This window comes from Schleiferilactobacillus harbinensis DSM 16991, from assembly GCF_000425885.1.
In the GTDB taxonomy this organism is placed as follows: Bacteria; Bacillota; Bacilli; order Lactobacillales; family Lactobacillaceae; genus Schleiferilactobacillus; species Schleiferilactobacillus harbinensis.
Window position 1 is genome coordinate 1 of sequence record NZ_AUEH01000018.1, and the last position, 13,240, is coordinate 13,240.

The following is a 13,240-nucleotide window of genomic DNA, read 5'->3' on the forward strand; positions in this document are numbered from 1 at the left end:
CTGCCAAAATCAGTAACTAATTCGCCCCTAATTGGGGAACAACACGAGAACGACCTTTTAATATTTGAGCTGTCCACTTGACGGGGCACCGCCCCCCTCCCCCCGTGATGGCTTTTTTATTATCCTCCTTTTATATTAACCGAGCGGTATACTAGACATAGAGGCGACGAGCATGAGTACAGAAGCTGAACAAAATGAAGCATTCATCGAGTGGTTGAAAAGCGGCACAGGGGATTTTCCAGAGGCCGTGCCGTTGTTGGGCTTGGCCAAGCAGGAACAGGGTGTCGCCAAGGATTTACAACTGGGGGCGGCGCAAGTGGTCCTGGCGGCCGCTGGGACGTCTTTTGAGCGGTATGCCGTGGCGTATTATTATCCCCACCAGCAGCTTTTAGTGTTGAAGCAGGGCGTGCCGACGGCGGCCTCCTTGGCTGGCGTGACAATTACGTCGCTGGTGGCCCAAGTGGTGAGCTGCTATGCATCAGAAGTGGATCAGGCTTGGAATGACGATACGGTTAGGGCCACGGACATTTACGTCGACCATATCGGGGTGGATCCGCAGGCCAACAGGTTGGTGGATCGGACCGGTCAATTTGCCGCCCTGGCGCGCCAACAATGGGAATACTGGTTGATTCACGGTAAAGTAAAGCCGTTCACGCCCACGTCCAAGAACGAAGCGGTGGCCCGGGCATTCCAGCCCTTTGCGGAACGTCTGGCCAGTCAGCCAACTTGGATCGCGGAACTGGGCAATGGTTTAACCAAGGTCGTGCCGGCGGAGGAATTGAAGGATATTTTCCAACAAATCAGTACCGCCGCCAAGCGGAATAAAGCCATTGCGATGGTGCAGGATCGGTTGCAGCAAATGGCCTTGCCCAGCGATATTTTGAATACCGCTGCCCGGACGCTGATCAAGTTGGCGACGGATGGCCGAACTGATCCCAAGGCCAAGCTGACTTTTGTGTTCGGTAAAGACAAAGATGACGGTACATTGCAGTTGCCGTTAAGTCACATCGTTACCGAACCGTCCACTGAAGTGCCGACACCGGCTCTGTTTCACGGGGAACAATTTGTCCCACTGATCGAGAGCCCCAACGATTACGATGATGCCTATATGAAATATCAGTCGCTGATTGAGGACTTGAGCGATACTGTCTTCAGCGAGGACAGCATTCGCTGGGTACCGAAAGTCGACACCAACCACGACTATCTGTACTTCCCGTTTGTGCGGGCGATCAAAGCGGACACACAGATCTTGTATACGCGGCCGGATGGCGTGCTGGATGCTTGGCGGCAGATGTTGGCCAAGCAAAACTAAGCAACTAAAATATTGGCGGCACTACTGAAGTTTTGGTGGTGCCGTTATTTGCATTACAAGCGTATTGCACCCCGCTGTTGGGCCAAGCCTGTTATGATGAAGTACAAAACGAATTATAGAAAGAGGTCGTTACATGAGTTTATCACCCAACGAAAAAGAAGCCACTAAGGAGGAGTTTCGCGCCAACATCAAGCTAGCCGGTCTGACGCGCCCGGCCATCGCCGCCGATCTCGGTATTTCCGCGGCCAAGTTGGAACGTATCCTCAATTTACATCAGCGTTCCTTGGAAGATGCGTGGATCTTGCGTAATTACCTGCTGACTAAAATAGAAGAGGCTGGCGGTCAGCCGGTCCCGTTCACAGCGCTAAAGGGTGATCCCGAAGACCATTGGTTCTTGGACGCGGCGACCATTCACCACGGTAAAATGACGCCGGGAGATGAATAATCTTTGAGTCTGGCGGAACCGGAGAATTATCTTGTTATGGTGCATGATCGGAATGAATTTCGCGCCTGGCTGCTGGCTAATCATGCGCTGGCCCAGGAGTGCTGGGCGAATGTGAAACGCGGTATCCCCAAGGACGATAATACGTTTTGGTACGTGGACGCGGTCGAAGAAGCCATGTGTTTTGGCTGGATCGACAGCACGTATAAGCGGCTGAGACCAGATCAACCCGCGGTGCAGCGGTTTGTACCACGGCAGCCCGGCAGCAATTGGTCGGAGCTGAATAAGGCCCGATGTCGGCGGATGATCCGTCTAGGCCGGATGACAGCATTCGGGCGGGCAGTATTGCCCGATATGGACCGGTCCCATTTCAAAATAGATCGCCGCATCAAGCGGGCATTAAGGCGGCGTCCCGGCGCGTGGGACTTTTTCTGCCAGTGTCCGCCGCTGTATCAGCGGGTACGCGTGGATACGATTCAGATTAAAGCCAACCAGCCCAAACTGTTCCACGCCCGGCTGCGCAAATTTGCCGATGCCTGTCAGAATCATCAATTGATTGGTCAGTGGAATGATGGCGGCCGGTTGCGAGACGACGACTGAGGTCGTCGTTTTTTTGATACCCGAGTGGTCTGTAGTATACTCGACTAATATTTTGGAACGAGGGTGACGGCGACATGAGTGAAGATATTAAGATACGCCGGTTAACGGCGGCAGACGATGACCAAATGGCGGCCATCGTGCGCAATTCTTTGAGTACCGTAGGCTTGGCGATTCCCGGCACGGCTTATTTTGATCCTGAATTGGCCCATTTGAGCCGGTATTACTCGGCTGACGAGCGGCGGACTTATTTTGTCGCGGTCCAGGGGCAGCGGGTGTTGGGCGGCGCGGGTATTGCCCAGTACAGCGACACACCGCAGATCGCCGAGCTGCAAAAAGTCTACGTGGATGAGATCGCGCGCGGGCACGGCTTGAGCAAGCAGCTGGTGGCGGCAGCGCTGGCCTTTGCCCAACAGGCCAACTATGACTGTGTCTACCTGGAGACACACCATACCCTGACAGCCGCAATGCATGTATACCGGGAATTCGGGTTCAACCCCTTGCTGCAGCCGCTGGGTGCGGCGGTGCATAATGCCATGGATTCGTTTTGGCTAAAATGCTTTAAGTGAGCTGATCCAACCAGATCCGTTGCTGGCGATTCCAATCCTGGGCGGATGCAGTGAGGAAACGAACATTGGTAAACCAAAACACAGCGAGCTGGTGCTTAAAAGACAAAAAGACGTCGGCTTGATAACCTAGAATCAGCCCGCTGTGCCAAAACCACGGACCATGACGGAACCAGCCCATGCCGTAGAAGTTGTGCTGAATGGTGAAGAGCGTTTGCCAGGCCGCGGCCGGCAGCAGGCTTTCCGATCGTTGTAGGATGGTTTGCAGCCAGCGTGCGTAGTCGGCCGCCGAGGTGACGATGCCGCTGTCGCCGGCAGTGTGGTGTCCTTTGCCGATGAACAGCAGTTCATCATCCCAAGGCAGATAGCTGGCGGCCTGGGCGTGTTGGGTGCCTAATTGCGTGGCGGTCAATCCCAGCGGCTGCCAAACAGTGTCGGTCAGAATTTGCCCCAATGGTTTCTGCAACACCTTGGTTAGAATAAGCCCTAACAGATAGTAATTGGTATTGGAATAAGCCCCTTGGCTGCCTGGGGTAAAGGCCAAGAAGTGATCATCCAGCAAGACCAATAAGTCAGCTAACGACAAATCAGCACCCAACCGGCGCACACTTTGCGGATCAGAAGCCGCAGCGCGTGCACCAGTCGGGTGCTGTTTTTGAAGCAAAGTCGGATAATCCGGAATGCCGCTGGCCATGGTTAATAAATCGGCGATCGTGACGGCGGCTGCTTGGGGATAGTCGGGCAGAAACTGGGCGACGCGGTCGGTGAGGTGCAGGCGGCCAGCGGTCACTTGGTGCATGACCGCGATGGCTAAAAATTGTTTCGATAAGGAGCCGATGCCCGTCACGGTCCGGCTGGTGAACGGCGCGTTTTTCTCAATATTGGCCAGGCCGGCCGCATAGGCGTACAACACCTGCCTGGGCGTCACGACCTGCATCGCCCCATTGAAGCTGGCGTGCTGGTTCAAGCGGGTCACTGCGGCTAGATAGTCCGCTAGCATCATGACCGCTTTTCTGCCTCGTCATCCTCTAACCGGACCGTCATGGTCAGGTCGTCCCGGTGCGACAGCCGGCGCAGCGTGCCAAGAAGCAGCAGGATCCAAGAAAAGGCCAAATCGAAAGCGACGAGCTGGAAGGCAGTCAGGGAGAAGTAGCCAACGTACTTGAAGAGCACGAAGTCGATGAAGAGCAGGAGGACGATGACGTCCGAAATAATCTGGAACTGGCGGGAGCCCTTGGGCAGCAGCCAGCGGATGAGGATGACCGTCAAGCCCAGGACGGTGACCAGACCCCAGGCGGCAATATCGTGGAGCAGGTGGAGCAGACCCTCGCCATTATTGGCAAAGGCGCCGACCCCGAACAGGGAGAAGGCCATGATCGTCAGCAGAACCCGCAGAATGTTCAAGCCCAGATTGTGCTGGTACTTGCGCTGCAGCCAGACGAAGAGGTAATCGATCAAGCCGACCATGAGCAAGGCCGAGACCATCAAGGTCAGATTGAATTGCCAACTGTAATTGGCGTGTTTCGTGCCCAGAAAGCTCAGGTTTGTTTCCCACCAATGATTGTCGCTGTTGGTCACCATGGAAGCGAGAACGCCGCTGACAATGACGGTGATCAGCAGGCGCACCATCATTTCTGAATTGATATGCAGCGCCGCGTAGATCATGAAGTAGTTGATCGTCATGGTGAACAACAGAAAGAGCGCGCTGGCGGTGTAGGGGTCGAAGGCGGCGCCCTTGAAGAGAATGCCCATGAACCAGAAAATCGCCAGCAGGGCCAAGGCCAGGATGATCGTGAAGGACAGCAGGATCACTGGAAAATTACGCCAGTACAGACCCTTCAAGGCCCGATTGCGGTCCTGCTGATGGTTGCGGATGTAGAACGTGGCGAAGGAAATGACGCCGCTAACCACGCCCAGAATGATTACCGCCGCGCTGATGGACAGCCGGCCGGTTAAGGGAATCAAGTTTTCTTGACGGATCAAGAAGAAGCTCAGGAAAATAATGGTGGCAATCAATGCAGGCAGGACAAACCACCGAATTTTGATATCTGTTTTCTCTGGATTCTCAGTGCCGCTTTCGATGACGACGTTGTTGTCGGTAATGTGGATCTTGACGTCGTCCCCCGATTTCAGCGCCAACTCGTCGACGATTTGATGTGGAATAGTGACTTTGAGATTATTCTTTTCTGATTCTGCCATAGCGGTTCCCCCAATCTCTTTACTTACATTATAAGGCATTCAAGGCTGCAACAAGGGAAAGAGGGCCGCGGTTGATCAGATTATTTTGTTGACCGGCTGGCCAGCTTTGCTTGATACGGTTGCTTGCGATCAAACAGCAAGCAGATAAAACTTGCTAAGGCGAGGAATACCAAGGCTTGCCGATAGGGCATCATGAAGGCATTCGTGATGTTGTTCTTGGCCGTTGTCTTGATTTGGCTGACGGCGGCGGTCATCTGTTGATTTTCCTTGTTAATGGCCTGTTTGACATTCTTGGTCACCTGAGCATGGATTTTATCCTTCACTGTTGCCGGAAGAATAGTCCCGGTTGCCTGCATTTTGGTGATTTCCTTTTCATAGGTGGTGCGAATCAGCGTGTCTTCTTGCTGCGCCGAGATAAATTTCTTTTTTGTCGAGCCGGTTGAACCACCCTCGGCGGCCATTTGCGTTTGTACCTGCTGCTTCATTGTTTGTTTAGCAGCACTATTGATGGTCAACGTATTGATGATGCGGTCCGCTTGATCGATGGTGGCCGTCTTGGCGTTCGTTAAGTTGACCGTCAACGCAGAGACAAAGATGGCGACGGCTAGGACAGAACCAATTTGCCGAAATAGGCCCAAAACACTTTGCGAGGCCGTCAGTAATTCCCCCGTGAAGTCCGAAGCACCCAAGACAACGATGGGTCCAGCCACGATGCCGAAACCAATCCCAATTAGCAGACAAGCCCAAACAACTTGCTGATAGATGTTAGGATCCATGATATAGAGCACCCCATAGCCGGCCAACATACTGATAAAGCCGGTAAAGATCACTAAACGCGGGCCAAGCTTTTTGATCAGAAAACCGCTCAGGGGCGAAAATAAGAAAATCATCGCGGAAGTGGGCGTAATCATCAAGGCAGCTTGCAGTTCACTGTGGTTTTGGACCTTCGTGAAAAATGTCGGCAGAATCACCATCACGGCGACGAGGAAAATACCGGTAATGATCACGGCCAGAGCCGCCCCGGTAAATTGCCGATCCCTGAATAGACGTAGAGGAATCATTGGCGATTTGACGTGCCGCTCAACGATGACAAAGAGAATCAAGGCGCTCAGGCTGGTAATCGATAGACCAATGATCCGCGGACTAGCCCAGCCCCAGGCATTACCGTTGATCAAAGCGAGAGTCAACGTGAACAGCATGATCATCGACAGTACCATACCGGCATAATCAATCTGGGCCGCAATCCGCTGCTCGTCTTTGAAATTCAGGTAACGTAAGCAAAGCAAGCCAACGAGAATACCTAATGGGAGGTTGATCATGAATACCCAGCGCCAGCCAAGATATTGCGTGATAATGCCGCCAATTGTCGGCCCCATGGCGGCGGCTAGACCTTGCATGATACCCAGCGTAGCGACGACTCCCGTCCGTTTTTGCAAACTGGTACTGGTAATCCCGATGGTCATGCCGGCGGGGAAGATGATGGCCGCCCCCCAACTTTGGATGCCGCGGCCAGTGACTAGAAATGGCACATTCATTGCCGCCCCGGATAATGCCGAGCCAATCAGGAAAAGCAATAAGCCAACTAAGAAAACCTTGTGCCGGCCAAAAATATCGGCGCCCCGGCCCAACGGAATAGTGAAGACAGCGAAGGTGATCGTATAAATATTCAGCGCCCAAGACAAATCTGAGAGATTCACGTTCAGCCCGCTTTGAATAGCAGGCAGTGCAATGTTCATGACAGTAGTATCCAGGACACAGAGAAAGATACTGATGGCCATTGCGAGTACGATGAGTTTTTGTTGCAGTATTTTCATGCAAACACATCCTCCTTAACAAATTGTTTTTCAGAATTCGTTAGGAAGCTTAACAGGTGTAATATGATGGGTGAATCTATGAGTTACATAAAGGCGGGAACTTGTAAACTATGTCGCCACAAGAATTGAGTCGAAAAAAGCTGTTGGCTATTTTTCAAGCATTGATTCGATTGCTTGAAGATCATCGGATGAGCGATATTTCGGTGGCTGTATTGTGCCGCGAGGCAGGCGTCTCACGGACTTATTATTATCATCATTTTCAATCGTACGCAGATATTATTTATCAAGAAAACATCATGAGTGTTGTGCAGTATATGCGGCAGTTGCCAGATCAGGGGATTATCACCACGACAACCATGTTTACCCGCTATTTTGAACTCGCTGCTCAATCGCGCGATACCCAATTGACCCTGGTGAAAGTTGGTCTGGAGAGCAGTCTGATTCACTCGTTTGAATCAGCTTTTGAGTATTTGGTAAAGAATGATTTGGTCGTTAAGGCCCACCCGTCGCGTATCGGCAAGAAATACTGGACAGAGTTTTTAGCGGGTGCTGTGGTCAATATGGCAGTACGCTGGCTGCAAACCGGCATGGGTGAAACACCAGCGCAGATGGGCCGGTTTGTCAGCAACTTTGTGGGCCTGACAGAATAAAACGCCCAATCTGCTGCGGGGGAGTTAGCTGGCAACTGAGCCGGTTCAAACTAAATCAGACAAAAAGGGCCGCACCCTAGGATGCGGCCCACGTCTGGTCAACTGATTACAATTGGGCGAATTTCAGCAATGTCCGGACCATCTGGCACGTAAAACCATACTCGTTGTCATACCAGGCTACGGTTTTCACCAGTTGCTGGTCGCCAGCGGTGACGACGCTGGTTTGGGTAGGGTCGAAGATGGATCCGTACGTCGTATTGATGACGTCGCTGGAAACAATACCGTCAGCGTTCCAGCCAAAACTGGGATTGTCCTGAGTATAGGGTTGGATGGCGGCGTTGACCTGATTGGCGGTTAATCCTTTTTGGTTCAGGATCGTCACCAGCTCGGTCAGCGAACCGTCTGTGACGGGGACACGCTGGGCGTGGCCTTGGAGTTTGCCATTCAGCTGGGGCAGCACCAAGCCGATCGCTTTGGCCGCGCCGGAGGAATGGGGGATGGTGTTCACCGCGGCCGAGCGGGCGGCGCGCAGGTTGCCGCCGCGGACGGGGCCGTCCAGCAGCATTTGGGTGGACCTGTAGGCGTGGACGGTGGTCATGGTGCCAGCGGCAACACCGAATTCTTTATCCAGGACTGCGGCCATCGGTGCCAGGCAGTTAGTCGTGCAGGAGCCGGCGGAGACAATTGTGTCGGCGGCGGTCAGAATCTGGTCATTCACGTTGAACACGATGGTTTTGACATCGTTCCCAGCGGGGGCCGAGATCAGCACTCGCTTGACGCCGGCTTGCAGGTGGGCCTGGGCTTTCGTCCGGGAGGTGTAAAAGCCGGTACATTCCAAAACAAAGTCAACGCCGTCATTTTTTACCCAGGGCAGCTGGCTGGCGTCTGGTTCGGCATACACCGTAAGGGCTTGGCCATTGACGATAATCGCGTGCTCGGTGGCACTGACGGTGGCTGCCAGTGTACCGTGGGTCGAATCATACTTTAACAAATGGGCGAGCATCGTCGGTGAGGTGAGATCGTTGATCGCCACCACCTGGATATCGTTTGTGTCCTGTAACGCTAAGATGCGGCGAAATGCGAGGCGGCCGATCCGGCCAAACCCATTAATACCAATTTTTACTGTCATAATAAAATAACCTCCTAGGCATGCTATACTGATTTCAACCAACAGCTTGAGTATGCAGGTGTTTGCCGGCCGGAGGAAGAGCTGGTTTATCCTAGGGTAACGAGTCCCTGGTTCGGGTCAGGAGTGAGTGCAACGAACGAGAAGGTATTAGGCCATTTTTTGAAATATAAGCGGCTGAGTGCGGATCCCAGTGTATTCGGCATTACTCGCGGACCGCACCGGCGGGTAACGGGGCTGCGCCGGGAAGAAGTGGCCGAGCGGGCCCATGTCAGTACTGATTGGTACGCGCGCATCGAGCAGGGCCGATTGGGGGCCAATCCGTCTCCGGAAGTGTTGGCCGCCCTGTGTCGGGTGCTGCAATTGAGCCCCGCCGAAACGCGTTACGTGTTTAATTTGGTGGGCCAGCGTCCTCTGGAGCGGCCAGTCAGCGGTGTCAGTGCGGCGCTGCGGGACCTCATGCTGGCCCAGCTGCCGCGGCCGGCGTATCTCATGGATCGGCAGCTGACGATCGTGGCGTGGAATCCGGCTTTTGCGGCAGTATATGGTAATTTGACCGGCCAGAGCGCGCTGCAGCGCAACGCTGTCTGGCGGATATTTCATGATCCGTTCTTACAGACCGCCGTTGATGATTGGCGGGAAGTCGCCCATTTACAAACTGCCCGGTTTCGCCAGATTTACAGCAGTGATGCCGATTCCGCCTTTCTGTATCGGGTATTTACGACCATCAAAAACAACCCCGTCTTCCAGGAAGCGTGGGACCGCTTGGCGGTGGCTGAACCGGATGAAATGCGCTTTTTGTTAACATTTTCAGAGAATAGTGATTTATACTTAGTCGAAACAACTTTGCAGACCCCAACGGGTGAGTATTATCTGGCAGTACAGAATGCCGGCGACACCCCGACTTTGATGACATTAACTCAATTAGGAGAAAACATATGACTGTAACGATTCGCCCGCTCCAGCAAACCGATATCCAGCTGCTCTGGCAAATTGCTTACGGGGCTGGCCATGAAGAATGGCAGAACTGGAACGGGCCTTATTTTCATGACGCGCCCATGACCGAGGATGAAATGCACGCTTGGGCGCATGATCCGTTTAAGAATGGGATCTTTCTGGATGACCGTCTGGTAGGAGCTGTTTTTGCGTATTATTCAGACGGTATTCTGGAACGTTGGCTGGAAGTGGGTATTGTGGTTTACGTTAACGACATCTGGGGGCAAGGCGTGGGCACAACGGCGCTGCGCCTGTGGCTGGACCGGGTCTTTGGTATGGTGGATTTGCCTCATGTGGGTTTGACGACGTGGTCGGGGAACATTCGGATGATGCGAGTGGCGGAGAAAATCGGCATGCGCGAAGAAGCGCGCATCCGGCAAGTACGGTATTGGCAAAATCAGTATTGGGACTCGATGAAGTATGGCATCTTACGCGGCGAATGGGAGGAAACGCGTTATGCACAAGGAATGGACAATTAGTCAAATTACTCAAAAAACAGCCCAGATGATTGCCGATGAGTGGCATTATCCGGGCCAATATGCGTTCTACGACATGACAGCCGATCCGGAAGATTATGCAGAATTGGTTAGCCCAGAGAAACGGGGCGATCTGTATTGGCAAGTGACCGATACTGATGGCGCCGTGATCGGCTTCTTTGTGGTAGAACGGGTCAATGCGACGACTTGTGAAATTGGGCTGGGGTTGCGGCCGGATCTCACTGGGCATGGGTTGGGCCAAGCATTTGGGACCTGTGTTTTAGACTTTGTCGGCCAGCACTTTGCTTATCGCCAGGTCAATCTGGCCGTGGCGGTGTTCAACAAGCGGGCGATCCGGCTGTATCATCGTTTGGGCTTCCATGAAGACGGGACTTACATGCAGGCAACCAATGGCGGGCACTATGAATTTATCAAAATGCACCGGGAGCTGCATCCGGAGCACCTGAGCAAGCCCGAGCCGCTCCAACATGGGGATCACGTGGCCTTGGTTAGCTTGTCCAGCGGTATTTTAGGCGAGCAGGCGGCCAAGCATCAACGCACGTTGGCCGAAAAGCGGCTCCACGCCGCCGGTCTTGTGCCGGAATACATGCCCCACGCCCGGCGCGGATTAGATTACTTGGCGACCCATCCAGAGGCCCGGGCGGAAGACTTGAAACTGGCTTTCTGGAATGCACAGATCAAAGGGATTTTCTGTGCCATTGGCGGTGACGACACCTATCGGCTGCTGCCGTATTTGATGACGGATCACTCGTTTGTTTGTGCGGTCCAGGATACGCCAAAAATCTTTTCCGGCTTTTCAGATATCACCATCAATCACTTAATGTTCTATCGGTTAGGGATGCAGAGCTTCTATGGGCCCAATATTTTGAACGATTGGGCAGAACTCGATAAGCAGCTATTGCCGTATACAGCGGAGACCCTGAACCATTATTTCACTAATCCGGCGCGGACGGTGATTCCGTCCAGCCCGGTGTGGTACGAAGAAAGAAAGAAAGGATTTTTCTGTGCGCGCGGTGGACACGCCCCGGGTGAGTCATCCAGAGACTCACGGTTACGAAGTGCTGCGCGGTACTGGCCAGGTCTACGGCCGGCTGCTGGGCGGTTGTTTGGACAGCTTGTACGATATACTGACGACGAACCGGTATCCCGATGAAGCTCGGGCGGCGGCCGCCTATCAGATTTTCCCGGCAGCCGACGAATGGCAGGGTAAGATTTTGTTCATTGAGACCAGTGAAGACCGGCCGAGTCCGGCACTATATCGGCGGATGCTGGACAAACTAGATGAGCAGGGGGTACTGGCGGCGGTCAACGGGATCATTGTCGGGAAACCGCAGGATGAGCAGTATTATGCGGACTACCAGGATATTTTGACTAAGGTCACGGCGTCGTACGAGACGCCAATTCTCTACAACGTGAATTTTGGCCACGCCTATCCCCGGACAATATTGCCGTATGGGGCATTGGCCAAGATCGACCTGGACGAACCAGGACTGACGATTGAAGAGCCGTACTTTAGCGGGCCGATTGATCAACCAGCGGCTAGTTTAGCCTGATCCGTTGGGCGATAGTTGCTAAATCTTCAGTCGCACCGGGCAGGGCGGGCCACGCATTGATCCCGTCGCCTGTTCGGCGCGGCAGAATATGGATGTGAAAGTGAGGAACGGACTGGCCAGCGTTGGTCCCGCTGGCGTTGAGTAAATTGACGCCGGCATAACCGCAGGCTTGAACCAGATGGGCTGAAATTTGGCGGGTGAGCTGCATGACCGCGGCCAAAGTCGCATCATCGCAGTCTAAAATACTTTGGATATGCTGGCGCGGGACTACCAGAATGTGACCATCCATATCGCGGGCCGTCGCTAAAAACGCGATGGCCTGTTTATTTTCGGCAATGCGGTAACTCGGCAATACCCCAGCAATAATTTGGCAGAAAATGCAATTTGTCATCCAATCTCCCCCTGAAAGTTTTGCTTGTATTGTAGCACTACGCATTTGCCAGTCTCTGGCAATCAGCAAATGCAAAATAAAACAGCCGCCCGGTTTTCTGTTTCAGAAAGCCGGGCGGCTGTTTCGTCATTACTGCCTAGTTTTGCGCCCGAGACTTGTACGCCCCGTTCGTTGTATTGATCGTTAACACTTCACCGGTTTGAATGAAGTCCGGTACCTGGACGACCAACCCGGTTTCCATGGTCGCCGGCTTGCCGCCGCTGGCGGCTGTGGCGCCCTTGATACTCGGCGTGGTCTCGGTGACTTTCAGATCCACCGTGGTCGGCAGATCCAGGCTGATCAGTTCGCCTTCGAAGAATTCCAGCTGGACCTGCATGTTGGGTACCAGGTACTTGACCTCTTCCGAAATATGGGAAAGGGGCAGCTCATACTGATCGTAAGTGTCCGTATCCATGAAGTAGGCTGTATCGTCTTGGCTGTACAGATATTGGGCGTTCTTATGGTCCATTTCGGCCAATTCAACTTTTTCAGTGGGCCGCATCGTTGTTTGGACGATGGAACCGCTCCGGACATCGTTCAGCTTCATCTGCATCACCGTGTTGCCCTTGCCAGGCTTGTGGTGATTGGTTTCCAATACTTTAATCAATTTGCCGTCTTTTTGGAACACATTCCCGGCTTTTAATTCAATTGCATCTGTCATTGTCTCGGTCTCCTTTGAATTTGTTCAGTAATCAGCGATCACTATCGCAGGGCGGGGCTAACGACAGGGCAAATCCACGATGGATCATTATGCATTGCCACCCGTCACTTGCAGAATAAAATACATTATCAAACCTAACTGTACCATGGATTTCCATTTTCGACAAAAGCGCTATCTTGACGCTCTGTGCGTCAGGTTAACCGAAAATAACTGACAGTCCCCGACTTTGGCCCGGCCTGCGGCTAGACGAATTCAGGACTGAATAGTTAGTTAGGGAAAATTAGTACTGAAATCTATTTTCGAATCGGATAGGCCAAAGACTGTCGATACCAGGCATCGATAGTCTACTAAGGGCTAATTCATATCAGCATTCCAACAAACAAAGAGGCTGATAAAC

Annotated in this window: 13 protein-coding genes and 2 pseudogenes; 9 read left to right on the plus strand and 6 right to left on the minus strand. The window is 53.1% G+C overall.

Features of this window, described 5'->3' with window-relative positions; translation table 11 throughout:
• Positions 1 to 172 precede the first annotated feature (172 nt).
• From H627_RS0106865 to H627_RS0106880, 4 genes are all read left to right on the plus strand, one after another.
• Positions 173 to 1,312, plus strand: a complete 1,140-nt coding sequence (locus tag H627_RS0106865) for a hypothetical protein (protein WP_027828347.1) — start codon at positions 173 to 175, stop codon at positions 1,310 to 1,312.
• A gap of 133 nt (positions 1,313 to 1,445) precedes the next feature.
• Entirely contained in the window at positions 1,446 to 1,757 is a 312-nt protein-coding gene (locus tag H627_RS0106870; protein ID WP_027828348.1) for a DUF2316 family protein, read from the plus strand.
• 36 nt (positions 1,758 to 1,793) lie between these two features.
• Positions 1,794 to 2,354 carry a YdeI/OmpD-associated family protein gene (locus tag H627_RS0106875; protein ID WP_035440183.1) on the plus strand — a complete coding sequence of 187 codons (561 nt, stop codon included), beginning with the start codon at positions 1,794 to 1,796 and terminating at the stop codon, positions 2,352 to 2,354.
• 74 nt (positions 2,355 to 2,428) lie between these two features.
• Positions 2,429 to 2,920 carry a GNAT family N-acetyltransferase gene (locus H627_RS0106880; RefSeq protein WP_027828350.1) on the plus strand — a complete coding sequence of 164 codons (492 nt, stop codon included), beginning with the start codon at positions 2,429 to 2,431 and terminating at the stop codon, positions 2,918 to 2,920.
• Here H627_RS0106880 and H627_RS17375 read toward each other — a convergent pair.
• From H627_RS17375 to H627_RS0106895, 3 genes are all read right to left on the minus strand, one after another.
• The gene (locus H627_RS17375; RefSeq protein WP_081674748.1) at positions 2,913 to 3,920 is read right to left on the minus strand and encodes a serine hydrolase domain-containing protein; all 1,008 of its coding nucleotides are present in this window, start codon (positions 3,918 to 3,920) and stop codon (positions 2,913 to 2,915) included. The genes H627_RS0106880 and H627_RS17375 overlap by 8 nt on opposite strands.
• Complete coding sequence (locus H627_RS0106890; protein ID WP_027828351.1) at positions 3,917 to 5,116, minus strand: DUF998 domain-containing protein; 1,200 nt, start codon at positions 5,114 to 5,116, stop codon at positions 3,917 to 3,919. The genes H627_RS17375 and H627_RS0106890 overlap by 4 nt, the downstream gene beginning before the upstream one ends.
• An 80-nt stretch (positions 5,117 to 5,196) precedes the next feature.
• The gene (locus H627_RS0106895; protein WP_027828352.1) at positions 5,197 to 6,930 is read right to left on the minus strand and encodes an MFS transporter; all 1,734 of its coding nucleotides are present in this window, start codon (positions 6,928 to 6,930) and stop codon (positions 5,197 to 5,199) included.
• A gap of 110 nt (positions 6,931 to 7,040) precedes the next feature.
• On the opposite strand from H627_RS0106895, the gene H627_RS0106900 reads away from it, so the two are divergent.
• Positions 7,041 to 7,580 (plus strand): TetR/AcrR family transcriptional regulator, encoded by a 540-nt coding sequence (locus tag H627_RS0106900; RefSeq protein WP_027828353.1) that lies wholly within the window; start codon positions 7,041 to 7,043, stop codon positions 7,578 to 7,580.
• 106 nt (positions 7,581 to 7,686) lie between these two features.
• Here H627_RS0106900 and gap read toward each other — a convergent pair whose 3' ends face one another.
• Positions 7,687 to 8,709: a type I glyceraldehyde-3-phosphate dehydrogenase gene (gene gap / locus H627_RS0106905; RefSeq protein ID WP_027828354.1), complete on the minus strand. Its 1,023-nt coding sequence runs from the start codon at positions 8,707 to 8,709 to the stop codon at positions 7,687 to 7,689.
• Positions 8,710 to 8,868: 159 nt separating this feature from the next.
• Between gap and H627_RS0106910 the strand changes: the two genes are divergently transcribed.
• The 4 genes and pseudogenes from H627_RS0106910 (at position 8,869) to H627_RS17380 (ending at position 11,752) form a co-directional block, all read left to right on the plus strand.
• Positions 8,869 to 9,648: a helix-turn-helix transcriptional regulator gene (locus tag H627_RS0106910; RefSeq protein WP_051225249.1), complete on the plus strand. Its 780-nt coding sequence runs from the start codon at positions 8,869 to 8,871 to the stop codon at positions 9,646 to 9,648.
• Positions 9,645 to 10,181, plus strand: coding sequence for a GNAT family N-acetyltransferase (locus H627_RS0106915; protein WP_027828356.1), 537 nt, complete (start codon positions 9,645 to 9,647; stop codon positions 10,179 to 10,181). The genes H627_RS0106910 and H627_RS0106915 overlap by 4 nt, the downstream gene beginning before the upstream one ends.
• A gap of 73 nt (positions 10,182 to 10,254) precedes the next feature.
• Positions 10,255 to 10,548, plus strand: a pseudogene (locus H627_RS19665) (GNAT family N-acetyltransferase); the annotation flags it as partial.
• Between the two features lie 93 nt (positions 10,549 to 10,641).
• A pseudogene (locus H627_RS17380) lies at positions 10,642 to 11,752 on the plus strand (S66 family peptidase).
• On the opposite strand, the gene H627_RS0106925 reads toward H627_RS17380, so the two are convergent.
• Together H627_RS0106925 and efp are read right to left on the minus strand one after the other, a co-directional pair.
• Positions 11,739 to 12,143, minus strand: a complete 405-nt coding sequence (locus H627_RS0106925; RefSeq protein WP_027828357.1) for an HIT family protein — start codon at positions 12,141 to 12,143, stop codon at positions 11,739 to 11,741. The pseudogene H627_RS17380 and the gene H627_RS0106925 overlap by 14 nt on opposite strands.
• 136 nt (positions 12,144 to 12,279) lie before the next feature.
• Complete coding sequence (efp, locus tag H627_RS0106930; RefSeq protein WP_027828358.1) at positions 12,280 to 12,843, minus strand: elongation factor P; 564 nt, start codon at positions 12,841 to 12,843, stop codon at positions 12,280 to 12,282.
• Positions 12,844 to 13,240: the final 397 nt, after the last annotated feature.